The sequence below is a fragment of the Rhizobium sp. BK275 genome (assembly GCF_014193555.1).
Classification (GTDB): Bacteria; Pseudomonadota; Alphaproteobacteria; order Rhizobiales; family Rhizobiaceae; genus Rhizobium.
Genome location: NZ_JACHZL010000004.1, coordinates 321828 through 345463 on the forward strand (window position 1 = coordinate 321828; position 23636 = coordinate 345463).

A 23636-nucleotide genomic window follows, 5' to 3' on the forward strand; every position below is an offset into this window, starting at 1 on the left:
CCGCAATGAATGAAATATCTCTTAGAACAACTATAACACCAAGGCCTTTAACAAGCTGTTAACCATAAAATTCCGCAAGGCAAAGATCCCGAGCCGGCTCATGAAGGTGGTGGGTCACGGTGACAACAAAGGCTTGCACGGAGCTGACATGGCCAGAAGGTCGCGGGGAAAACGCCGCCAGCCCAGTTCAGGAGCGGCAAGTATGGAGAAAATTTAATCCCGGCACGGCCTGCGCGACCATGAACGCGCCGCGATCGGAGCGGATTCTGGCAATGGCTTCAATGACAAGCCTACCACGAAAGGAATTCGACATGTCCGTTCTTCATAAGACAGTGGCGGCGGGCCTGATTGCACTGACATTCGCCGGCGCTTCGCTGGCAACAGCCGATACCGCAAACGCCCGGCCGCACGATGCCTTCTGGGGCGGTGTTGCCGGCGGCGTCATCGGCGGCGTTGTAGGTGGAGCGATTGCCTCGCGTCCCGCTTACCCTGGACCCTACGCCTATTATCCACGGCCTTATGCCTATTATCCGGCCTATCCCGCATACCCTGCCTATTACGGTCCGCGCTTCTGCCATCCCGAATGGCGCTATGACCGTTGGGGCGAGTCCTATCGCATCGAGGTCTGCAGGCGCTGAAGGTCTTACCGGCGCCGCTTGACCTCCCGCCGGCGCCGGGCCATGCATCGCATGTTTCAGAGGGAGGATATGCGATGCCCGAACCACTCAAGAACCTTCTGCATCCGGCGCTCGTGCGCGCGATGGCGGAGATCATCGCCGCCGGCGCCCCTTCCTTCGACAGCGACCGGTTCACAGCACTCGCAACCGGTGGCATAGAATCGCTGGAGCTCATGGAGCGCGCAGCACTGATCCGCGACGCGCTTCTTGCGACCCTGCCCGAGAATTTCCCGCAAGCCGCGACAATCCTTCGCGCGAGCCTGCCGGTCGCCGGCAAGGTCGGGCTGACCGGCTGGATGCTGCTGCCCGTCAACCAGTTCATCGCCGCACGCGGCCTTGAGCATTTCGATATCGCACTCGATCTTCTGAAAGCGCTGACGCCGCATTTCACCGCGGAGTTCGGTATCCGCGAGTTCATCCATCAGGATCAACCGCGCGCGCTGGCGACGATCACCCGCTGGGTCGACGATCCCAACCATCATGTGCGGCGACTGGCGAGCGAAGGCACCCGCCCCCGCCTGCCCTGGGCGATGCGCCTGCCGCAGCTCGTCAGGGATCCATCTCCTATTCTGCCGATCCTCACGGCCCTGATGGACGATCCCGAAGACTATGTCCGCCGCTCCGTCGCAAACAGCCTGAACGACATCGCCAAGGATCACCCCGATCTCGTCGCAGCCTTCATTGCCGAACATATCGAAGAGGCTTCCCCCGAACGCCGCTGGCTTCTCAAACACGCCTCCCGGACGCTGCTGAAGAAGGGTCATGCCCAGGCGCTCGCCAATTTCGGCTTCGGCGCGGCATCGGCTCTGGAATGCGAATTGCGATTGCCCAAGCCATCAGTGCTTTTCGGCGAAGGTCTGGATTTCGAAATCCGCTTGCGCAATGCCGGCAAGGCCTCTCAATCCCTGATGATCGACTATGCCATCCATCACGTGAAGGCTGACGGCTCCCTCTCCCCGAAGGTCTTCAAATGGAAAACCGTGACGCTTACAGCCGGTGAAGACCATGTCGTGCAGCGTCGCCACGCAATGCGGCCGATCACGACGCGGCGCTATTATCCCGGCGAACATCGCATCGCAATTCTCATCAACGGCACGGAGACGGCCACAGGAAGTTTCGTCCTTTCCATGCCTGCAGAGGTCGTTGTCGGCTGATCCTCTTGACTTCCGGCAGGAAATAGACCACATGGCGCTCAGCTTTCACCTTCCGGCCGCCGCGTGAGCGTGCCACTGCAACAGATGCTGAAGAAGGATAGAGCGCATTCTGATGATGCCGTGACCCAAGTGCGGCAAGACGCGCTGGAAAGCTTTTTCCAACTTACAAGTTCCCATTTCACGCGGGGTTCTTGACGCCAGATTGACACCGGACCGCATTCGGCGATCCGGCGTTTTCGTTTGGCGCGCCCTAAAAGGTTATGACTTGACCAATTTTGAATCGCTCGGTGTCTCCAAGCCGGTCGTCGCCACCCTGTTCCAACTCGGCATCGAAACGCCGACGCCTATTCAGGAACAGGCTATCCCCCTCCTCATCCAGGGCCGTGACCTGATCGGCCTTGCCCAGACCGGCACCGGCAAGACGGCCGCCTTCGGCCTGCCGCTCATCGAGCGCCTGCTCAAGGAAGAAAAGCGTCCGGACAACCGCTCGGTCCGCACGCTGATCCTGGCGCCGACCCGCGAACTGGTGAACCAGATCGCCGACAGTCTCAGAAAATTCATCCGCAAGTCGCCGCTGCGCATCAACGTCGTCGTCGGCGGCGTCTCCATCAACAAGCAGCAGCTTCAGCTCGAGCGCGGCTCCGACATCCTCGTTGCCACCCCCGGCCGCCTGCTCGATCTCTGCAACCGCAACGCCATCACCCTGACGGCCGTGCGCTATCTCGTGCTCGACGAAGCCGACCAGATGCTCGACCTCGGCTTCGTGCATGACCTGCGCAAGATCGCCAAGATGGTGCCGAAGCGCCGCCAGACCATGCTCTTCTCGGCCACCATGCCGAAGGCGATTGCCGATCTCGCCGGCGATTACCTCACCGATCCCGTCAAAGTGGAAGTGACGCCTCCGGGCAAGGCCGCCGACAAGGTCGAGCAGTATGTGCATTTCGTTCCCGGCAAGAACGACAAGACCGTTCTCTTGAAGAAGACGCTGACCGCAAACCCCGATGGCCGCTCCATCGTCTTCCTGCGCACCAAGCACGGCGCCGAAAAGCTCGCCAAGCATCTGGAACAGGTCGGCTACTCAGTCGCCTCCATCCACGGCAACAAGAGCCAGGGCCAGCGCGAACGCGCGCTGAAGGGCTTCCGCGACGGCGCCATCAAGACACTGATTGCGACCGACGTCGCCGCCCGCGGCATCGATATCCCCGCCGTCAGCCACGTCTTCAACTACGACCTGCCGGAAGTGCCCGACGCCTATGTCCACCGCATCGGCCGCACGGCGCGCGCCGGCCGCGACGGCATCGCTATTGCTTTCTGCACCCCGGACGAAGCACGCCTGCTGCGCGATATCGAAAAGCTGATGGGCATCAGCATCGCAGTTGCCAGCGGCGAACCCCCGGTTGACCTGCGCGCCGCCCCCCGCAGCAACAATCGCGGCCGTGGCGACCAAAGCCAGCAGCGCGGCCAGGGTGGTCGCGGTGAAGGCGGCCAGCGCGGTGGCGAGCGCCGTGAAGGCGGCCGCAGCGAGACCCGCAATGGCAACGGCCGTCCCGCCGGCCATGGTGATCGTCGCCTCCGCAACGAGGGCGAAGTCTCCGAAGTCCGTGGCGGCGAAGAGCGTCGTGCTCACCCCCATCGCAACAACCGCAACCAGGACTTCCGCGGCCAGCGCCGCAACGAACTGACGCCGGATACCGGCCCGGACAACGATCTGGCCTCGACTTCCGATTTTCGCCCGGCCCGCAATCAGCAGCAGCGTCCGGCCCAACCAGGTGAGGCAACCGGCCATCATCGCGGCAACAAGCAGCACGCCCACGGCCGCCCGGCGCGTAACCACGGCGACCAGCAGCAGAACGGCGAACAGCGCCGCGACGGCAATGGCGGCATGCGCCGCAAGGGCGGCCGCAATGGCGGCGGCCAGCGCCGCGAACGCGCATAAGTGTGAGATATCATGAGGGGCCGGAGTGATCCGGCCCTTTCCTTTGAGCATCATGGCGATCATCGGCACGGACAGAGTTTGATCCGTCGCCGGGGCAGGAAATAATCACCTGCTCATCTTTTGTGCGCCATGCCAGGATCGACATGAATCCGCGTCGCGCCAGCTCCTGATAAATGCCCAGTTTTTCACCCGTTTTTGCATTGCAGAAGATTTTATGAATCTTCCATGCGAACTGTGCATGGTTCTTGCATTGCCTTTTGTGTTGTATTCAAATGAACAAAAAAGGGGAGCCACACCTTTGGCATTTGATGAAATGATCACCGGAGACGAAAGTCCCCGAGCGCCATATGAAAAATACTTTGAGTGGTACAACAGCCAAGACCGGGCACACCTGATTTCAAAGTCCCGCGACGCTGAAAACATCTTCCGCAAAACCGGCATCACCTTCGCGGTTTACGGCCACGCCGACAGTTCCGAAAAGCTCATCCCCTTCGACATCATCCCGCGCATCATCTCCGCCCGCGAGTGGCGCAAGCTTGCCCAGGGCATCGAGCAGCGGGTGATCGCGCTGAACGCCTTCCTCGACGATATCTATCACAAGCAGGAAATCATCCGCGCCGGCCGCATCCCGCGCGAGCTGATCGAGAAGAACGACGCCTTCCTGCCCGAGATGATCGGCTTCCGCCCGCCGGGCGGCGTCTACACTCACATCGTCGGCACCGATATCGTGAGAACAGGCGAAGACCAGTTCTACGTGCTGGAGGATAATGCCCGTACACCCTCGGGCGTCAGCTACATGCTGGAAAATCGGGAAACCATGATGCAGATGTTCCCGGAACTCTTCCATGAGAACCGGGTGCAGCGCGTCGAAGACTATCCCTATCTGCTGCGCCAGAGCCTTGCTTCGCTGGCACCTCCCGGCTGCAAGGGCAAGCCGCGTGTCGCGGTCCTGACGCCCGGCATCTATAATTCCGCCTATTACGAACATTCCTTCCTCGCCGACACGATGGGTGTCGAGCTCGTCGAAGGCTCGGACCTGCGTGTCATCGACGGCAAGGTGAAGATGCGCACGACGCGCGGCTACGAGGCGATCGACGTGCTCTACCGCCGCGTCGACGACGATTTCCTCGACCCCCTCACCTTCCGTCCGGAATCCGCCCTCGGCATTCCCGGCATCATGGATGTCTACCGCTCCGGCAACATCACCATCGCCAATGCGCCCGGCACCGGTATTTCTGACGACAAGGCGATCTATTCCTACATGCCCGAGATCGTCGAGTTCTATACCGGCCGCAAGCCGATCCTCGAGAACGTGCCGACCTGGCGCTGCTCGGAAGCATCCAGCCTGAAATACGTGCTGGAGCATCTGGAAGAGCTGGTCGTCAAGGAAGTGCATGGCTCCGGCGGCTACGGCATGCTCGTCGGCCCGACCGCGTCCAAGAAGGAGCGTGCCGATTTCGCCGAGAAGCTGAAGGTCAAGCCCAGCAACTACATCGCCCAGCCGACGCTGTCGCTGTCCACTGTGCCGATCCTCGTCAACAAGGGTATCGCACCCCGCCATGTCGACCTGCGCCCCTATGTGCTGGTTTCCGACAAGGTGCAGATCATTCCGGGCGGGCTCACCCGCGTGGCGCTGAAGCAGGGCTCGCTGGTCGTCAATTCCAGCCAGGGCGGCGGCACCAAAGACACCTGGGTATTGGAGGACTGATGCTCGGAAGAACTGCAAACGGGCTCTACTGGATGTTCCGGTACATCGAGCGCGCTGAGAATATCGCACGTCTCGTGGATGCCGGCCTGCGCATGTCGCTGACACGCAGCGACGCCGGCGATGACAATTGGGACGGCGTTCTGCAGAGCGCCGGCGTGCGCGAACTCTACGACGAGAGCCATTCGAAGCTGACCGGACCCGACGTGATCGACTACATGCTGCGCGACCGCCAGAACGCGTCGAGCGTCATGTCCTGCATCGATTTCGGCCGCAACAACGCCCGCATGGTGCGCACGGCGCTGACACGCGAGACCTGGGAAGCGACCAACGAATGCTGGATCGATCTCAAGGAACTGCTGTCGAAAAAGCTGAAGGCGGCGGAGCTGCCTGAAGTCATCGACGTCATCAAGCATCGGGCGGGCCTCATCCGCGGCGCGTTTCATGGTTCGATGCTGCGCAACGAGCTCTATAATTTCGCCCGTATCGGCACCTTCATCGAGCGTGCCGATAATACCAGCCGTATCCTCGACGTGAAATATTACGTGCTGCTGCCTTCGATCTCGCAGGTCGGCTCTTCGGTCGACAACGTTCAGTGGGAGTCGATCCTGCGTTCGGTCTCCGCCCATCGTTCCTACAGCTGGGCCTATGACGGCGAATACCGCGCCATGAACATCGCCGACTTCCTCATCCTTAACGGCCAGATGCCGCGTTCGCTCGCCTATTGCTACGAGAAGATCGTCAGCAACCTCGGCTACATCGCCAAGGACTATGGCGAGCGGCTCGCCGCGCACGATACGGCGGATGCTATCCGCGCCACGCTGCAGACCCTGAAGATCAAGGATGTCATGGATCAGGGCCTGCATGAATTCCTCGAGGATTTCGTCGCGCGCAACAACAAACTCGGCAACGAGATCTCCGATGGCTACCGGTTCTATGCTTAAGCGGGTCAGATCATGAGACTGAAAATCAGCCACCTCACCGAATACCGCTACGACGAGCCGGCGCAGTTTTCCCTGCAGCGCCTGCGCCTGACGCCGCCGACCATGGTCGGCCAGACCGTGATCAACTGGTCGCTGCATGTCGAAGGCGCCAAGCCCGAGGTCGAATATGACGACCAGTTCGGCAATCATGTGAACCTCGTCTCGCTGGAAGGCGAACAGCAGGTGACCCGCATCGTTGCCGAAGGCGAGATCGAAACCGAGGATCGCAACGGCGTGATCGGTCCCCATACCGGCTTCTGCCCGCTCTGGCTCTTCCTGCGCGAGACGCCGCTGACCAAAAGCGGCAGGCTGGTGAAGGAACTGATCAAAGGTGTGACCGGCGAAACCGAGCTTGCCCGCATGCATGCGCTGATGGCGGCGATCCACGAGGCGGTGAAATACAGGCCCGGCACCAGCGGCACCGAAACCACCGCCGAACAGGCGCTGGAGAAGAAGACCGGCGTCTGCCAGGACCACGCCCATATCTTCGTCTCCGCCGCTCGCGCACTGGATATGCCGGCGCGCTACGTCTCCGGCTATCTGATGATGGAAGAAAAGGTCGAGCAGGCCGCCACCCATGCCTGGGCAGAGGCGCATATTCCAGGCCTCGGCTGGGTCGGCTTCGATCCCGCCAACAAGATCTGCCCGGATGACCGCTATGTCCGCACAGCCTCCGGTCTTTCTTACAAGGATGCAGCTCCGGTATCGGGCATGCGCATCGGCACACCTGGTGAAAAGCTCTCGGTCACGGTGAAGGTCGAGGACGGCAGCCAGATGCAGAGCCAAAGCCAGAGCTGACAGAACAGGCTGATTTGCTGCGGCCGTCCCGCCTGTAGAAACACGCAAACAGCTCGGCTGAGCTTTCACGTGTCGCCACGCCATCATTGGCGGCCATCACGAAAAATGGGATGGCACCGGTTACCCCAACGGCCTTGCCGGCGATGAGATCCCGATTGAGGCACGCATCGTCGCCGTCGCCGATGTCTTCGACGCGCTGTGCTCTAAGCGCCCCTACAAGCAGGCTTGGTCGATGGAGAAGGCTTACCGCGAAATCATCGCCTGCAGCGACACGCATTTCGACCCGGCCTGCGTGGCGGCCTTCCGTCGCAATTGGCCGGCAATCCGCATGCTCTTTGCACATGGGGCCGAGGACGAGCGCCGCATGGCAGTCTCCAACGGCTAGATCCAGAATTTTCCGTGGATCGACATCGGCTCCCCGGCAGCAACTTGAGGCTCCGCTGTTAACCAGCCGCAAGGACCTGGAGATGGCCGCGTGCGCCGTAGTTGAGGATTGCCTGATCGGCCGTAAGTAACGGTACACGATGGAAACGGGCGGTGGCTGCGATGATGCGATCGGCAGGGTCGGCATGAAACTCACCAGGGAGCCGAACGCTGTCTATCGCGATGGAAGGTTCAATCGGCGCGAGTTGGAGTCCGGGCAGAGACAGCGCGCCATTGATCCATCGCCCGACATCGTCGCCAAGCGCCAAGCGTCCCTTCTGCACAAGCACCGCGATTTCCCAAGGTGTAATTGCCGAAATCAGAATTCGGCTTTTCTCCGTCATCTCGTCGATGATGCGCCGGGCTTGTGAGCCGAGGCGTGCATCGTCCTGCATTGCCCAGACGAGGATATGCGTGTCGATGACGATCAACGAACCGCGTTCCAATCCTCTGGTTCAGCGACCGGAGACAGCGGATCGTCATAGCGCGATACGCTGCCCTTCATCGCACCGATGATGCTCTTGCGCCTGCTTGGCTCACGTGCCGGCGAAAGCACGGCAACCGGCTTGCCGCGCTTAGTGATAACGATAGATTCATCGTCGTTCCGCATCTGATCGATAAGGTTCAAGCATTTCGCCTTGAACTCCGCCGCGCCGACCATTTTAGGCATGACCATATCTCCTATACATTTGTACAGAATATAGCGTCATTTCGTTGTCTAACAAGTGCAAAGAAAAGGCGGGGCTTTCACCCCGCCTCTTCAACGATCCCAATCTCGGATACGCCCGTTAGTGGCTGTCCTTGCCGACTGCACTTCCGCGACATCCCTTGAGGAAGTCGAGGTCGGCGCCGGTGTCGGCCCCTTCGACGTGCTGCTGATGCAGGAAGGCATAGCCCGATGTCGGCAGGTCATGGTTCGGCTGCCATTCGGCCAAGCGCTTTGTCAGTTCCTCTTCGGAAATGTCGAGATGCAGGCGGCGGTTCGGCACATCGAGCTCGATCATGTCGCCGTTCCTGACGACAGCGAGCGGGCCGCCGACAGCCGCTTCCGGCGAGGTATGCAGCACGACGGTGCCGTAGGCCGTACCGGACATGCGCGCATCGGAGATGCGCACCATGTCGGTAATGCCCTTCTTGAGCACCTTCGGCGGCAGACCCATGTTGCCGACTTCGGCCATGCCCGGATAACCCTTCGGGCCGCAGTTCTTCATGACCATGACGCAGTTTTCGTCGATATCGAGATTGTCGTCGTTGATCTTGGCCTTGTAGTCGTCGATGTCTTCGAAGACGACCGCTCTGCCCTTGTGCACCATCAGATGCGGCGAAGCTGCTGATGGCTTCAGCACCGCGCCCTTCGGCGCGAGATTGCCACGCACCACGACGATGCCGCCCGAGGAGGTCAGCGCCTTTTCGGCCGGCAGGATGACGTCCTCGTTCCAGTTGACGACATCCTTGACTTCGTCCCAGACGGTTTCGCCTGATACCGTCAGCGCATCCTTGTGCAGCAGGCCGGCTTCGCCGAGGCGCTTCAGCACGACCGGCAGGCCGCCGGCATAGAAGAACTCTTCCATCAGGTACTTGCCCGACGGCATCAGGTTGACGATCGTCGGAACATCACGGCCGCAACGGTCCCAGTCGTCGAGCGTCAGGTCGATGCCGACGCGGCCGGCAATCGCCAGCAGGTGGATGACGGCATTGGTCGATCCGCCGATCGCCGCATTGGTGCGGATGGCGTTTTCGAAGGCCTGCTTCGTCAGGATCTCGGAAGGCTTCAGGTCGTCCTTGACCATCTGCACGATGCGGCGGCCGGTGAGCTGCGCCATGACCTTGCGGCGGGAATCGACGCCCGGGATCGCGGCATTGCCGGACAGTGCCATGCCGAGCGCTTCGGCCATGGACGCCATGGTGGAGGCCGTGCCCATCGTGTTGCAGGTGCCGGATGAACGGCTCATCGAAGCTTCCGCCTCGAGGAATTCGGCCTGCGTCATCTCGCCGGCCTTCACCATTTCGGAGAACTTCCACAGATGCGTGCCGGAACCGACGCGTTCGCCGCGGAAATAGCCGTTCAGCATCGGGCCGCCGGTGACGACGATCGACGGCAGGTCGGTGGAGGCGGCACCCATCAACAGCGACGGCGTGGTCTTGTCGCAGCCGACGAGCAGCACGCAGCCGTCCATCGGCTGGCCGCGGATCGCTTCTTCGACGGCCAGAGCCGCCAGATTGCGGTACATCATCGCGGTCGGGCGGAAGGTATTTTCGGAGGCCGAGAAGACCGGTACCTCGAGCGGGAAGCCACCGGCTTCCCAGACACCCGCCTTCACCTTTTCTGCGAGCTCGCGCAGGTGGCCGTTGCACGGCGTCATGTCCGACCAGGTGTTGAGGATGCCGATAACAGGGCGTCCGTCGAACAGGTCGTGCGGATATCCCTGGTTCTTGAGCCAGCCGCGGTGGTAGATCACGTCGCGGCTCGTGCCGCCGTACCATTCCTGCGACCTCAGCTTACGCGGCCATTCTGCTTTCTTCTTCATAGTCTCTGTCCTTCAGGATATCCCCTGACCGCCTCGTACGATCAGGGTTATCGCGCTTGGTCTCAAGCCAGCGTGTAGGCGGTTTTGACGGTTGTGTAGAATTCGGCGGCGTACTTGCCCTGTTCGCGCGGGCCGTAGGACGAGCCCTTGCGGCCGCCGAAGGGGACGTGGAAATCAACGCCGGCGGTCGGCAGGTTGACCATCACCATGCCGGCCTCGGAATTGCGCTTGAAATGCGTCGCATGCTTGAGGCTGGTCGTGGCAATGCCTGAGGACAGGCCGAACGGCGTGTCGTTGGCGGTCGCCAGCGCCTCGTCGTAATCCTTCACGCGAATGAGGGACACGACCGGTCCGAAGATCTCTTCTCTGCTGATGCGCATCTGGTTGGTCGCTTCGGTAAAGAGCGTCGGCTGCAGATAGAAGCCGGGCGTGTCGCGCGAGATGAGTTCGCCGCCGAAGGCGAGCTTGGCGCCCTCGTCCTTACCGATCTTGATATAGTCGGTATCGGTCTGGAGCTGGCGGGCATCGACGACGGGGCCGATATGGGTGCCGGGCTTCATGGCATTGTCGACGACGATGGTCTTCAGCTTTTCGGTGAGTGCGGCAACGAACTTGTCGTGAATGCCCTCGGTGACGATCAGCCGCGACGAGGCGGTGCAGCGCTGACCGGTGGAGAAGAAGCCGGAATTGGCGGCGGCTTCGACAGCGACGGTGAGGTCGGCATCGTCGAGCACGACCATCGGGTTCTTGCCGCCCATTTCCAGCTGGAACTTGCGGTTATGCTCGATGGAGGAGGTAGCGACACGCCTGCCGGTGCCGGTCGAACCGGTGAAGGTGATGCCTGATATATCGGGGCTGTCGAGCATCGCCTGGCCGACGACCGAGCCCTTGCCCATGACGAGGTTCAAAACGCCCTTCGGCAGGCCGGCGCGATGCAGAATGTCGGCGATCGCCCAGGAACAGCCGGGAACCAGATCGGCCGGCTTGAAGACGACGGTGTTGCCGTAGCAGAGCGCCGGGGCGATCTTCCAGGCGGGAATAGCGATCGGGAAGTTCCAGGGCGTGATGATGCCGATGACGCCGAGCGGCTCGCGGGTGATCTCGACGCCGATGTTCGGACGCACCGACGGAATGACTTCGCCGGCAAGGCGCAGCGCTTCGCCTGCGAAGAATTCGAAGATCTGCGCGGCGCGGATGGTTTCGCCGATCGCTTCGGGCAGTGTCTTGCCCTCTTCGCGGGCGAGCAGAGCGCCGAGCTCGTCCTTGCGGGCCATGATCTCGTCGCCAGCCTTTTTCAGGATGACGTGGCGTTCCCAGATGCCGGAGCGCGACCAGGCCGGGAAAGCCGCTTTGGCAGCCGATATCGCCGCCTTGGCATCCTCGGCGCTCGCCTGGGCGTAGAGACCGACCACTTCGTTCGTATCGGACGGGTTGATGTTCTCGGCGGCATTTGTGCCGGTCCATTCGCCGGCAATGAGATTCTGATGGACGGTCATGGGCCTTGGAGCCTCCTCTATGACAAATGACCGGCCGCTTCGTGGCGACCGGCCTTGGAAATCAGAGCTGCTTGACGACGATCTCTTCTTCGGCCGCAACCTTCAGCGGATTGCGCAGCGGCAGACCGAATTCGGCGACCTCGATTTCAAAAACATCGCCCTCTTCCGCCTTGAGACCATCGGCAAAGGAAAGCGTCGCCGTACCGAACATATGTACATGCACATCACCCGGCACACGGAAGAGGCCATATTTGAAATGGTGATATTCCAGATTGGCGAAAGTGTGAGACATGTTCGCCTCGCCCGACAGGAACGGCTTCTCGAAGATCACATGGTTGCCGCGCTTGATGCGCGACGTGCCGCGGATATCCTCGGGCGCCACACCAATCCGGATCTCCGGACCGAAGCTTGCCGGGCGCAGCTTGGAATGGGCGAGGAAGAGATAGTTGATCCGCTCGGTGACGTGGTCTGAAAACTCGTTCGACAGCGCAAAGCCGATGCGGAACGGCGTGCCGTCCTTGGCGATCACGTAGATGCCGGCCATTTCAGGCTCTTCGCCGCCGTCAAGCGCAAAAGAAGGCGAAACGAGCGGAGCGCCCGGAGCAGCAGCACCATAGCCATTGCCCTTGTAGAACCACTCGGGCTGAACGCCCTTCTGGCCGGCGGCCGGCTTGCCGCCTTCAAGACCCATCCTGAACATCTTCATGGAGTCGGTCAGCGTTTCCTCTGCGGCCTCGGTCGTCTTCTTGTGCATGGAATCGCGCGTCGCAGCCGATCCCAGATGCGTCAGGCCCGTGCCGGTCAGATGCAGGTGTGCCGCATCCGGATGCGTGATCGGCGGCAGGAAGCGGCCTTCGGCGTAAGCCTTTTCCAGATCGACGGCATCGCCATATCCGTGAGCCTCGATAACGGAAACGAGGGACTTGCCGCTGTCTGCGGCCTCCAGCGCCAGAGCATAGACGCTGGCAGCGCCCTTGACGGCCTTGGCGGTGGCACCCGGTTCGCGCACGGCGACGATGATCTCTCCGTTTGCGCCCTTGATCTGCGAAATAAGCACGGTCCTAATCCTTTCGTTTGGCGATGGCAAAGCTCCGCCGCTCCGGCTCCATCCGGAGCCGGAATTCAGTTGTCATATGACTGCGATGCGGGGGCCGAGCCTAAGCTCAGCCCTTGTTCTTATTATAGACGTCGAAGAAGACGGCAGCGAGAAGCACCGCACCCTTGACCATCTGCTGGAAGTCGATGCCGAGACCGACGATCGACATGCCGTTGTTCATGACGCCCATGATGAATGCGCCGATAACTGCACCGGTGATCTTGCCGACGCCACCCGAAGCCGACGCGCCGCCGATGAAGCAGGCCGCAATGACGTCGAGCTCGAAACCGACACCGGCCTTCGGCGTTGCCGAGTTCAGGCGCAGCGCAACGATCATGCCGGCGAGACCCGCAAGCACACCCATGTTGACGAAGGTGAAGAAGCTCAGGCGTTCGGTGTTGATACCGGAAAGCTTGGTCGCCTTTTCGTTGCCGCCCATAGCGTAGATGCGGCGGCCGATCGTCGTACGGCGCGTGACGAAGCTATAGGCAGCGATCAGCACCAGCATGACGATGAGAACGTTCGGCAGGCCCTTGTAGGTCGACAGCAGCCAGCCGAGCCAGAGGATGGCGAACGAGATGAGGAGGTTCTGGCCAATGAAGAAGCCCATCGGCTCGACATCGATGCCATGGCTTTCGTTCACCTTGCGGCGGCGCCAGGCGAGGTAGAAGAGAATGACCGGCATGATGACGGTCAGGACCAGCGAGGTGAGCTGGGTCGGAACGCCGAAGATGTCGATCATGTCGCCCGGCAGGAAGCCGGTGCTGATGACCTGGAATTCCTTCGGGAACGGGCCGATATTCTTACCGCCGAGAACGGTGAGCGTCAGGCCGCGGAAAACCAGCATGCCGGCAAGCGTCACGATGAAGGACGGAATGCGGTGATAGGCGATGAAATAGCCCTGTGCCGCGCCGATGAAGCCGCCGATGATCAGGCAGAGCAGACCCGCCAGCCAGAAATTCATGCCCCAGGAAACGGTGAAGATGGCCGCCAGCGCGCCGACGAAGGCAACGATGGAGCCGACCGACAGGTCGATATGCCCAGCAACGATCACCAGCAGCATGCCGAGCGCCATGATGATGATGAAGGAGTTCTGCAGCACGAGGTTCGTCAGATTGACCGGCTTGAACAGGATACCGCCAGTGTAGAACTGGAAGAATGCCATGATTGCGACGAGCGCGATCAGCATGCCGTATTCGCGGATGTTGCCGCGGATATAGTCGGCAATCGAAACGACGTTGCTTTCCTCTGATGTTGTCGGGTTGACAGGAGTCATTGTTTCTTCTCCCCTGAGCGCATGATAGCGCGCATGATGGTTTCCTGGCTTGCTTCTCCTTTCGGCAGTTCGGCGACGATGCGTCCTTCGTTCATCACGTAGATGCGGTCACATGTGCCAAGCAGTTCGGGCATTTCTGACGAGATCATCAGAACGCCCTTTCCATCGGCGGCAAGCTGGTTGATGATAGTGTAGATTTCGTATTTTGCGCCAACGTCGATACCACGTGTGGGCTCGTCCAGGATCAAAACATCGGGATCAGAGAACAGCCACTTCGACAGCACGACCTTTTGCTGGTTGCCGCCCGAAAGATTGACCGTTTCCTGGAAGATGCCCGATGACCGGATGCGCAGCTTCGAGCGATAATCCGTCGCGACCTTCATCTCCTTGATGTCGTCGATGACGGTATTTTTCGAAATGCCGAGCAGATTGGCGAGCGTGGTGTTGTGCAGGATGTTGTCGTTCAGCACGAGGCCGAGATGTTTGCGGTCTTCCGTCACATAGGCGAGACCGGCGTCGATCGCCTTGCGGACCGTCGACGTATCGACCTTCTTGCCGTCGACGAAAACTTCGCCGCTGACCTTATGGCCGTAAGACTTGCCGAAAACGCTCATGGCGAATTCGGTACGGCCGGCGCCCATCAGGCCGGCAATGCCGACGACTTCGCCCTTGCGGACATTCACGTTGATATCGTGCAGGACCTGGCGGTCGCGATGCTGCTGATGGAAGGCGTTCCAGTTCCTGACTTCGAAGATCGTCTCGCCCACCGGCACGGAGCGCGGCGGGTAACGGTCGGCGAGGTCACGGCCCACCATGTTCTTGATGATGATGTCTTCGCTGATCTCGTCCTTATGACAGTCGAGCGTCTTGACGGTCATGCCGTCGCGCAGGACCGTGATCTGGTCGGCGACCTTGCGGATCTCGTTCAGCTTGTGGGAAATGATGATCGAGGTGATGCCCTGCCTGCGGAATTCCATCAGCAGGTTGAGGAGCGCGTCTGAATCGTTTTCGTTCAGCGATGCCGTCGGCTCGTCGAGGATGAGCAGCTTGACGCTCTTCGACAGCGCCTTGGCGATCTCGACGAGCTGCTGCTTGCCGACGCCGATGTCGGTCACGAGCGTGTTCGGAGATTCGCGTAAGCCCACCTTGGCCAGAAGCTGCTTGGTGCGATTGTATGTCTCTTCCCAGCTGATGACGCCTTTCTTGGCGTTTTCATTACCGAGGAAGATGTTTTCGCCGATCGACAGGAGCGGTACGAGCGCCAGTTCCTGATGGATGATGACGATGCCGATTTCTTCCGAATCCTTCAGGACCTTGAAATTGCGCACATCGCCTTCATAAACGATGTCGCCTTCATAGCTTCCTGCCGGATAGACGCCGGAGAGCACTTTCATCAGGGTCGACTTGCCGGCCCCGTTTTCGCCCACCAATGCGTGGATCTCACCCTGGCGAACCCTGAGGTTCACATTCTCGAGCGCCTTCACGCCCGGGAACGTCTTGGTGATGTTCCGCATTTCGAGGATTGTATTTTCCATGACTAAAAACCCAACGCCGCGACCGAAAATGGCCCGACGATCATAGAATCGAAGACCGGAACCCGCAATCACGCGGGTCCCGGCCATTCATAATTACTTCAGCTGGTCTTCGGTGTAGTAACCGCCGTCGACGAGGATCTGCTTGTAGTTGGTCTTGTCGACGGCAACCGGCTTCAGCAGATAGGACGGAACGACCTTGACGCCGTTGTCGTAGGTCTTCGTGTCGTTGACTTCAGGCTCCTTGCCGGACATGACTGCGTCAACCATCTGAACGGTGACCTTTGCGAGGTCGCGCGTGTCCTTGAAGATCGTCGAGTACTGTTCGCCGGCGATGATCGACTTGACAGACGGAACTTCGGCGTCCTGGCCGGAGACGACCGGCAACGGCTGGTCAGCCGTACCGTAGCCGACGCCCTTCAGCGACGAGATGATGCCGATCGACAGACCGTCATATGGAGACAGGACAGCGTCAACCTTGGCGTCGGTGTAGTTGGCCGAGAGCAGGTTGTCCATGCGGGCCTGGGCCGTTGCCGCGTCCCAACGCAGCGTGCCGACCTTGTCCATGCCGGTCTGGCCGGACTTCACGACGAGCTTGCCGCTGTCGATGTAGGGCTGCAGGACAGACATTGCGCCGTCGTAGAAGAAGAAGGCGTTGTTGTCGTCAGGCGAGCCGCCGAAGAGTTCGATGTTGAACGGACCCTTGCCGTCCTTGAGGCCGAGCTTGTCGACGATCGTGCCAGCCTGGAGAACGCCAACCTGGAAGTTGTCGAAGGTGGCGTAGTAGTCGACGTTGGCAGAGTCGCGGATCAGGCGGTCATAGGCAATGACCTTGATGCCAGCATCGTGAGCCTTCTGGAGAACGTCCGAAAGGGTCGTGCCGTCGATCGAAGCGATGACGAGAACCTTGGCGCCCTTCGTGACCATGTTTTCGATCTGCGAAAGCTGGTTCGGGATATCGTCGTCAGCATACTGCAGGTCGGTCTGGTAACCAGCGGCCTGGAGCTGCTTGACGATGTTGTTGCCGTCGTCGATCCAGCGAGCCGAGGACTTCGTCGGCATTGCGATGCCGACCAGACCCTTGTCCTGCGCCAATGCCGGCATAACGAACGATGCGACGCCGAAGGCAGCCGCAGCCATCAATGAGATAATGGATTTCATTTCTCTCTCCCTTGTTAAAGATTCGCGGACGAAAAATCGCCCGCCCCGAAACTGTGGCAGGTTCCGTATTGGATAGTTACTTCAGATGGTGAGAAACGAAGTAGGTCTCCTCCACGATCTCACACGTGTTGAGTGCCAACCAGCACACGGCGGCAAACTGGTATGGATTCCTATAACTGTCAAATAGAATAACTGGTAATATGCATAACAAATTTGGTATATCGTTAAAAAGTATTACTTTTGATGGAATGCCGTGGGGAGGCCGCAACCATGACGATTATCTCTGAGCCATTTTCGTTGGAACATGTCGATATTAACAGCGACAATTTTGGCGATGATGGCCATTTGCGGGCGGGACTTAAGCTGAATCACCTGCGTATGATTGTCGCAATCGAAGATAGCGGGCAGATTTCGGCCGCCGCCGAGGTGCTGAACATCTCCCAGCCCGCAGCATCGCGAATGCTGTCCGATCTGGAATCGATCGTGAAGGCCCCGCTCTATGAGCGGGTAGCCCGCGGCGTGGTGCTCACCACCTTCGGAGAGGCCCTCGCCAGACGTGCGCGCAAGATCCTCCTGGAGCTTCGGGAGGCGAGCCGCGAGATCGGCGAGTTGAAGAGCGGCAAGGGCGGCTCGGTCTTCATCGGCGCCGTCACCGCACCCGCCATGAGCCTCGTCGTCCCCGCCATCAACACAGTGCGCAAGACCTTCCCGGGCATCGAGGTCAACATCCAGGTCGAGACCAGCAACGTGCTGGCGCGCGAGCTTCTTGCCGCCCGCCACGACTTCATCATCAGCCGCATCCCCGATGACCTCAACCCACGTCTCTTCGAGGTTCGCGAGATCGGCATCGAGAGGGCCTGCCTGATCGTGCGCAGCAGCCACCCCCTATTGAAGAAGAGTAAACCGAGCAGCCTCACAGAGATCAGGGATTACGACTGGGTGTTCCAGCCGCCCGGCACGCTGCTGCGCCGCACGATCGAGGACATCTTCCTGTCGCGCGCCGTTCAACTTCCGGAAAACGTCGTCAACACGTCCTCGCTGCTTTTGACCTGCGCAATGATCTGCGCGACGGATGCGATCGCGCCCGTTGCCATCGACGTCGCCCAGTTTCTCTCCTCGCAGAGTTCGAACGCATCTGACGTCCGCATCCTGCCGATCGACTTCGAGATCAACGTCAAGCCCTACAGCATGATCACCGTGCGTGAGCGCGCGCTGCCGCCGAGCGCCCGCCTGCTCTACGATCTCATTCTGGAAGAGAGCGTCCGGCAGGCCGAGGGTTAGAGCCCTCCCTCGTTCCGATTTTCGCATGGCAATCTTCTAAAAACGCCTGGGTAGTCCAGCACGATGCCGTCGCCGTCAACCTCGAGTTCAGCTGAAAATGCGGTTGATAAACCTTCATAGAGAAAACGGTTCTCATCAAGTTTGGTATATCGCTGCTGGACAGGTTCGACGATCAGGTTTGGCAAGGAAACATAAGCAATGCTGATCTCCTCAGGGACACGCGGTTTTTGCTTTAGCCGTCGAATTGGCAGGGTGTTGGTAAAGGGTGTCGCTGCAATATCGACATCCATGCACCCGGCCAAATCGGAAATCTCCGAGCCATCCCCGTTGACCCAACGACCGCAGCCGTCAGATGAAATGTGGAGGCGTGGGCCATTGGCGATCTGGACCCTGACATCGCGCACCAGCCAATGCGGGTCTATCACCAACCGGTACTTCAGGGCGTATTTGCTTGCTTCGAAGTGTCCGGTCACAACACCTTCCGCAAGCACGCCCTCGTGATTGTGGACGATGGAAAGAGTTTCAAGTCCATCTCCATTCCAATCGGTCCATTGCACTGTCCGCTTCCAACCTGTCATCCACACCCCATTTTCTCATTCGCATATGCTGTCTCTGCCGCGCCACCCGGCTCCGGAGAGATCCCGTGATCCTGCCTCGAATCCAGCCCGGCGCCAAGTTGGCGCCGTCTAATGCGCCGCTCGAAAAGGAAGGCGCATGCTGTTCGGACAATCGATATTCCAATCCGTTCTCGAACGACTGCAAGAGGAAGACGCCGGTGAAGCGGAAGAGCCGGCCGCCCGTCGCGTTTCCGGCTTCACCACCGGCCTCGCTTTCGATGTGATGGAAGGTGTGTCGGCGGCCTCGCAGCGGGTCGGCGAAGCCTATTTCGACAATCTCGGTCCGGAGCCCGCGATCGAGGCGCCTCCCCCGCCCGAACCCGCCATGCCCGCGCATCTGGCCCGCATTGCACCGGAAGAGATTGCCGCTGAACTTGCGATCTCATCTGCCGATACGCAGCAGACACTGAACGAGAAGCGGCGCGCCTTCGCCAAGGCCAATCATCCCGACGGCGTGGCGCAACCTTTCCGCAACAATGCCAACAGACGCATGACGATCGCCAACCTGCTGATCGACGAGGCGATGCGCCGACTGCCGCGCATATGAAGCCTCCCCCTCTGCCGCCGACTGGCGTTTTCGCGGTTGTTCAAGCCGCCTTTGCGGCGGATCAGACGACCCGGCCTGATAGCGTCAGGTTGAAATTTTCGCCTTCTGATAGCAGATAGTTCACCGACTTTTGGCGCCGGCGACAGCGCAATTTTACAGAACAATAGACCATGTCCCTACGCCCTTTTCGGTAGGCCATAGCGCTATTTAGCGAAATTGAACGAAATACAACCTCTTGTAACATAGGCCGGTGCAAATGTTTTCAGAGGACACCCAACATGTCATCCACAGAAGACCCGAAGCTGCCCCGCAATACCGCGCGCAGACATTTTCTAGGTGTTGCCGCTGCCGTCAGTGCCAGGCTCGCCGGCGCGGCAGCCGTGGCCACGGCAATTTCCGCATCCCCAGCAAGTGCGTTGGGGCGGCTTTGGGGACGGGGCGGCTCCGGTGGCCATGGCGGTTCCGGTGGTCACGGGGGCTCCGGTGGAGGCGGCAGCTCCGGTGGGGGCGGTGGTTCTGGCGTCGGCGCAAATTGTTTCCTGCGCGGAACGGCGATCCTCACGGATTGCGGTGAAAAGCCCGTCGAGGATCTGCGCGTCGGCGACCGCGTTGCCCTTTCTGATGGCAATGCCCGTGCGATCAAATGGGTCGGCCGCCAGGCCTTCAGGAAGAGCGGTGCGCGCTGGCATGAAAGCGTCGTGCCGATCCGTGTATCCCGCCATGCGCTGGGCAGCTGCACGCCACATTCCGATCTCTACCTGTCGCCAGGGCATGCGCTGTTTCTGAACGGTGCTCTGATCCGCGTGAAGGACCTCGTGAACGGCACGACCATTGCACCGGTCATTCCGGCCGACGACGCCTCGGTCGAGTACTATGCCGTGCTGCTCGATACGCATGAAGTCATCCTTGCAGAAGGGGCAGCGGCCGAGAGCTTCCGCGTCGTGAAGAACAACCACGAAGACTTCCCCAATTTTGCAGAATACAGGCGCCTCCATGACGAGGACCCCGCCGACATGACATCCTGTGCGCCGATGTTGAGCGGCGGCTGGCAGCATCTGAAAGCGCTTCTCCTGCTCGGCGTTTCGCCGCTGGCGCCGATGCGCGATCCGTTTGGCGATGCCTGCGAAAAGATCGACGCGCAAGCCAAGGAACTGTCGCTCTGACGGGACGGACATGCGCCAAAGATCAAGCTGACGGCACGCCAAGGCGTGCATCGGTTTTGCGATAGATAATGTGAAACAACAACCTTAAGCGTGGCGCGCCTCCGACGGATCGCGACACGCTTTTATTATTCGCCCTTCTTCTCGTCTTCTATCGCCGGCTTGTCCCCGTCCCCGCCCCCATCATCGTCATCGGGTGTGACGGCTGCCGCAGGTTCCGGCGGCTTGGGATCAAAGGCCCAGATCAGCATATAGAAGGAATAGGCGCCGGCGCCGCCGGCAAGCATGCCCCAGAAGGCATCGCCTGTCGTAAATTCGACGATCGCCCATCCGAAGCAGACAACGACGATGAGGACACGGACCCAAAGGTGCCGGTAGGCCGAATGGTTTGGATCGATAAGCTGCATCTCTGTCCCGTTGTCGTGATCACCGGTCTCACTGTTGTGATGATCGGTCTCACTGTTGTGATGACGCCCGTCTCACCCTTGTGATGACGTTACTTGTCTTTAGGATGGATTTCACAAATGTGAAAGGGCTGTGGGCTTGACGCGGCAATCGGAAAATGGAATGAAAATTCCAAACTTGTATCAATTCGGTTTATTTGTTCCGAATCTAGGGAGGCAGAAATGACAGTAAGATTTGGTCTTCTCGGCGCCGGCCGCATCGGCAAGGTCCATGCAAAGGCCGTCAGCGGCGACGCCAATGCAAAGCTCGTGGCCGTTGCCGACGCCTTCCCGCAGGCGGCCGAAGCGATCGCTTCCGCCTATGGCTGCGAGGTGCGCAGCATCGAGGCGATCGAGGCCGCCAAGGATATCGACGCCGTCGTCATCTGCACGCCGACCGATACGCATGCCGACCTGATCGAGCGCTTCGCCCGAGCCGGCAAGGCGATCTTCTGCGAAAAGCCTGTTGACTTGGATGTTGCGCGCGTAAAAGCCTGCATCAAGGTCGTGGAAGAAACCGGCGCCAAGCTGATGGTCGGCTTCAACCGCCGCTTCGACCCGCATTTCATGGCCGTCCGCAAGGTCATCGACGACGGCAAGATCGGCGATGTCGAGATGGTGACGATCACCTCGCGCGATCCCGGCGCTCCGCCGGTCGATTACATCAAGCGCTCCGGCGGCATCTTCCGCGACATGACGATCCACGATTTCGACATGGCCCGCTTCCTGCTCGGCGAAGAGCCGGTCTCGGTCGTGGCAACCGCTGCCGTCCTCGTCGATAAGGCGATCGGTGAAGCGGGCGATTATGACAGCGTCTCGGTGATCCTGCAGACCGCCTCCGGCAAACAGGCCATCATCTCCAACTCGCGCCGCGCCACCTATGGCTACGACCAGCGCATCGAGGCGCATGGCTCCAAGGGCGTCGTCTCGGCTGAAAACCAGCGCCCGGTCTCGATCGAAGTCGCAAACGCCGACGGTTACACCCGCCCGCCGCTGCACGACTTCTTCATGACCCGCTACACCGAGGCCTATGCCAACGAGATCGCCAGCTTCATCGCCGCGATCGAAAAGGGCTCGAAGATCTCTCCGTCCGGTGCCGATGGCTTGGCAGCGCTCGCGCTCGCCGACGCCGCCGTCCAGTCCGTCAAGGAAGGCAAGCTCATCAGGATCGGCTGACCGCCCTCTCCCGACGGTCGCCACAATGAGATGGCCGGGTGAGGAGCCCGGCCATTTCTCGTTTGATGCGTGTGAGGGCGGACCTCAAAAAGGCCCCTCCCCAACCCCTCCCCACAAGGGGGAGGGACTAACCCGGCCGCAACGCCTCGCTTCTTCAGGAACGTCGAAAGTTTGGAAAGCGAGTGCGGCAATTTAAGCCCCTCCCACCTGTGGGGAGGGGTTGGGGAGGGGTTTTCACCCTCAATCCCCGCCCTGAACGCCCGCCACAACAATATCCTCATCGATGACGGAGAGCGCCCGGTTCAGGTGTCCTTCAAAGACGAGAATCTGTTCGTCCGCGACGACCCGGAGCTCCGGCATGCCCTCCATGCGCACCACATGGGACTGGCCGAGCCCCTCCTCGATCCCCTGCCGCAAGAGATCGTAATAGCGCGTGCCGACCCCGGTGATGGCAATCGGCATGCGCTCCGTCAGGCTCAGCATGCGTGACAATCCGTTGCCGAGCGCAAGCCCCGCCTGCCGGAAGGCAAAGCCGGAGATGCGGTGCCCCTGCCGCGCTCGCGCCGCGATCTTGTCGAGCTCGGCCAGCGGCACGAACTTTGCCGGGATCGTGTCGAGCGGCACTTCGAAGGCGGTGCGCAGGATGGCGTAGAAGCCGGCATAGGCCTCGATGCAGCCGCGCGTGCCGCAGCGGCAAAGCCCGCCATTGGCCATGTGCAGCATATGCCCGAAATTGGGCGCGGAGACGTCATGCCCGCCATGGCTCGTCCGCCTGACGATTCCGAGCCCGATGCTGTGCCCGAGCGAAAGGGCCGCCAGCGAGCGGAAATCCGCGCCTTTGACATTCTCCTCGCGCGCACCGAGAGCGGCGGCCACCAGCAGCGTCTCGTTGTCGAGGATGACCTTCGCCTTCCAGTCCGGCCTGAGAGCCGATTCGAAATCGATCTGGTCGCTGCCGAAGATCGGCGACCAGACGAGGACCGGCTCGGAGGAATTGACGAGCCCCTTGCTGCTGATCGAGATGAGCAGCACCTTCTCCCGCTCGATGCGCGAGCGCGACAGGATGCGCTCAAGCCCTTCCCGCACGCCGGTGACGAAGCGGGCGGCCCCATCAGGATCATGCGACCTCTCCTCGCTGAAGCGATCGATCAGCTTGCCCGAATAATCGACGAGGGAATATTGCACGGCATCCGAGGAGATGATGACGACGATGAGATAGCCGCAGTCGCGCCGCTGGCGCAGAAGCACGCGCGGACGCCCTCGCCCGCTGGCAGGCTGCTGCTCGGATTTCTCGATGATCTGCGCTCGTTCCAGATCGGCGGTGATCGCAGAAACGGTCGCGGAGGACAGCCGCGTGTGATCGGATATCTCGGTGTGAGCAAGCGGCCCGTGGCGGCGGAGAGTGGCGAGCACGAGCACGCTGTTTCTCTGCCGTACGAGCTCCGTGCTCGACTTGGTCAGCATTTATCGCCGCCTCTTCCCCGTTCGTTCCGCCCCTCATTGCCACAGCATCTCCGGCCGCTTTCGTCAAAGGAAATTAAGCCGGTAGTGCGGTGTTGACAGTTGAAAAAATCTCTGACAGTAAATTTCTCGACTGTCGAGAAAAAAATCCGAACCTTTCTGGACAGGCTTTCGCGGTGGCCGGAG

Annotated in this window: 21 protein-coding genes and 1 pseudogene; 11 read left to right on the forward strand and 11 right to left on the reverse strand. The window is 60.5% G+C overall.

The window, feature by feature from the left end:
- Positions 1-311 precede the first annotated feature (311 nt).
- The 7 genes and pseudogenes from FHT82_RS15030 to FHT82_RS15060 form a co-directional block, all read left to right on the forward strand.
- Complete coding sequence (locus FHT82_RS15030; RefSeq protein WP_183731936.1) at positions 312-638, forward strand: hypothetical protein; 327 nt, start codon at positions 312-314, stop codon at positions 636-638.
- A 74-nt stretch (positions 639-712) separates the two neighbouring features.
- Positions 713-1831 (forward strand): DNA alkylation repair protein, encoded by a 1119-nt coding sequence (locus FHT82_RS15035; protein WP_183731939.1) that lies wholly within the window; start codon positions 713-715, stop codon positions 1829-1831.
- Between the two features lie 217 nt (positions 1832-2048).
- Complete coding sequence (locus FHT82_RS15040; RefSeq protein WP_183732779.1) at positions 2049-3767, forward strand: DEAD/DEAH box helicase; 1719 nt, start codon at positions 2049-2051, stop codon at positions 3765-3767.
- Between the two features lie 298 nt (positions 3768-4065).
- On the forward strand, positions 4066-5475 hold the full coding sequence (locus FHT82_RS15045; RefSeq protein WP_183731942.1) for a circularly permuted type 2 ATP-grasp protein: 1410 nt from the start codon (positions 4066-4068) through the stop codon (positions 5473-5475).
- On the forward strand, positions 5475-6416 hold the full coding sequence (locus FHT82_RS15050) for an alpha-E domain-containing protein (RefSeq protein WP_183731947.1): 942 nt from the start codon (positions 5475-5477) through the stop codon (positions 6414-6416). The genes FHT82_RS15045 and FHT82_RS15050 overlap by 1 nt, the downstream gene beginning before the upstream one ends.
- 12 nt (positions 6417-6428) lie before the next feature.
- Complete coding sequence (locus FHT82_RS15055) at positions 6429-7253, forward strand: transglutaminase family protein (protein ID WP_183731951.1); 825 nt, start codon at positions 6429-6431, stop codon at positions 7251-7253.
- Positions 7254-7297: 44 nt separating this feature from the next.
- A pseudogene (locus FHT82_RS15060) lies at positions 7298-7638 on the forward strand (HD domain-containing phosphohydrolase); the annotation flags it as partial.
- Positions 7639-7696: 58 nt separating this feature from the next.
- On the opposite strand, the gene FHT82_RS15065 reads toward FHT82_RS15060, so the two are convergent.
- The 8 genes from FHT82_RS15065 to chvE all read right to left on the reverse strand — a co-directional run bounded on the left by FHT82_RS15065 (position 7697) and on the right by chvE (position 16765).
- Positions 7697-8107 carry a type II toxin-antitoxin system VapC family toxin gene (locus FHT82_RS15065; RefSeq protein ID WP_183731954.1) on the reverse strand — a complete coding sequence of 137 codons (411 nt, stop codon included), beginning with the start codon at positions 8105-8107 and terminating at the stop codon, positions 7697-7699.
- Positions 8104-8346, reverse strand: coding sequence for a type II toxin-antitoxin system prevent-host-death family antitoxin (locus FHT82_RS15070; protein ID WP_183731957.1), 243 nt, complete (start codon positions 8344-8346; stop codon positions 8104-8106). The genes FHT82_RS15065 and FHT82_RS15070 overlap by 4 nt, the downstream gene beginning before the upstream one ends.
- 118 nt (positions 8347-8464) lie before the next feature.
- Entirely contained in the window at positions 8465-10204 is a 1740-nt protein-coding gene (araD, locus tag FHT82_RS15075; protein WP_183731960.1) for an L-arabinonate dehydratase, read from the reverse strand.
- A gap of 62 nt (positions 10205-10266) precedes the next feature.
- Positions 10267-11700, reverse strand: a complete 1434-nt coding sequence (locus FHT82_RS15080; protein ID WP_183731963.1) for an aldehyde dehydrogenase family protein — start codon at positions 11698-11700, stop codon at positions 10267-10269.
- Positions 11701-11761: 61 nt separating this feature from the next.
- Positions 11762-12757 carry an AraD1 family protein gene (araD1, locus tag FHT82_RS15085; protein WP_183731966.1) on the reverse strand — a complete coding sequence of 332 codons (996 nt, stop codon included), beginning with the start codon at positions 12755-12757 and terminating at the stop codon, positions 11762-11764.
- Positions 12758-12863: 106 nt separating this feature from the next.
- Entirely contained in the window at positions 12864-14072 is a 1209-nt protein-coding gene (gene mmsB, locus FHT82_RS15090; protein WP_183731967.1) for a multiple monosaccharide ABC transporter permease, read from the reverse strand.
- On the reverse strand, positions 14069-15607 hold the full coding sequence (mmsA, locus tag FHT82_RS15095; RefSeq protein ID WP_183731970.1) for a multiple monosaccharide ABC transporter ATP-binding protein: 1539 nt from the start codon (positions 15605-15607) through the stop codon (positions 14069-14071). Before mmsA ends, mmsB begins: the two co-directional genes overlap by 4 nt.
- 93 nt (positions 15608-15700) lie before the next feature.
- A complete protein-coding gene (gene chvE / locus FHT82_RS15100; protein WP_183731973.1) occupies positions 15701-16765 on the reverse strand; it encodes a multiple monosaccharide ABC transporter substrate-binding protein in 1065 nt (354 codons plus the stop codon).
- Between the two features lie 270 nt (positions 16766-17035).
- On the opposite strand from chvE, the gene FHT82_RS15105 reads away from it, so the two are divergent.
- Positions 17036-18046: a LysR family transcriptional regulator gene (locus FHT82_RS15105; protein ID WP_183731976.1), complete on the forward strand. Its 1011-nt coding sequence runs from the start codon at positions 17036-17038 to the stop codon at positions 18044-18046.
- On the opposite strand, the gene FHT82_RS15110 is transcribed toward FHT82_RS15105, so the two are convergent.
- Positions 18043-18603, reverse strand: a complete 561-nt coding sequence (locus FHT82_RS15110) for a putative glycolipid-binding domain-containing protein (RefSeq protein WP_348647614.1) — start codon at positions 18601-18603, stop codon at positions 18043-18045. The two genes, FHT82_RS15105 and FHT82_RS15110, sit on opposite strands and share 4 nt — an antisense overlap.
- Before the next feature lie 157 nt (positions 18604-18760).
- Between FHT82_RS15110 and FHT82_RS15115 the strand changes: the two genes are divergently transcribed.
- A complete protein-coding gene (locus FHT82_RS15115) occupies positions 18761-19210 on the forward strand; it encodes a hypothetical protein (protein ID WP_183731981.1) in 450 nt (149 codons plus the stop codon).
- Between the two features lie 278 nt (positions 19211-19488).
- Positions 19489-20373 carry a Hint domain-containing protein gene (locus tag FHT82_RS15120; RefSeq protein WP_183731984.1) on the forward strand — a complete coding sequence of 295 codons (885 nt, stop codon included), beginning with the start codon at positions 19489-19491 and terminating at the stop codon, positions 20371-20373.
- A 125-nt stretch (positions 20374-20498) separates the two neighbouring features.
- Here FHT82_RS15120 and FHT82_RS15125 read toward each other — a convergent pair whose 3' ends face one another.
- Positions 20499-20777: a hypothetical protein gene (locus FHT82_RS15125; RefSeq protein WP_183731987.1), complete on the reverse strand. Its 279-nt coding sequence runs from the start codon at positions 20775-20777 to the stop codon at positions 20499-20501.
- Positions 20778-20996: 219 nt separating this feature from the next.
- Between FHT82_RS15125 and iolG the strand changes: the two genes are divergently transcribed.
- Positions 20997-21989, forward strand: coding sequence for an inositol 2-dehydrogenase (iolG, locus tag FHT82_RS15130; RefSeq protein WP_183731990.1), 993 nt, complete (start codon positions 20997-20999; stop codon positions 21987-21989).
- Positions 21990-22229: 240 nt separating this feature from the next.
- Here the strand turns inward: iolG and FHT82_RS15135 are convergent, their stop codons facing one another.
- Positions 22230-23453: an ROK family transcriptional regulator gene (locus FHT82_RS15135; protein WP_183731993.1), complete on the reverse strand. Its 1224-nt coding sequence runs from the start codon at positions 23451-23453 to the stop codon at positions 22230-22232.
- Between the last annotated feature and the right edge of the window lie 183 nt (positions 23454-23636).